Origin of the sequence: Citrobacter sp. Cf132, assembly GCF_030333885.1 — a bacterium.
Lineage (GTDB): Bacteria > Pseudomonadota > Gammaproteobacteria > Enterobacterales > Enterobacteriaceae > Citrobacter > Citrobacter freundii.
Window position 1 is genome coordinate 1 of record NZ_JAOWFA010000005.1, and the last position, 211, is coordinate 211.

The following is a 211-nucleotide window of genomic DNA, read 5'->3' on the forward strand; positions in this document are numbered from 1 at the left end:
TAATAAGTGGCGGAACGGACGGGACTCGAACCCGCGACCCCCTGCGTGACAGGCAGGTATTCTAACCAACTGAACTACCGCTCCACCGAATTTCTTTGTCACTACCCGGATTCTTCATCCCGGTTTACTGCAATTTGATGCCTGGCAGTTCCCTACTCTCGCATGGGGAGACCCCACACTACCATCGGCGCTACGGCGTTTCACTTCTGAG

1 tRNA gene is annotated in these 211 nt (G+C 55.0%); it reads right to left on the reverse strand.

The window, feature by feature from the left end:
* Window positions 1-7: 7 nt before the first annotated feature.
* Window positions 8-84: transfer RNA gene (locus OGV85_RS00025), tRNA-Asp, on the reverse strand.
* Window positions 85-211: the final 127 nt, after the last annotated feature.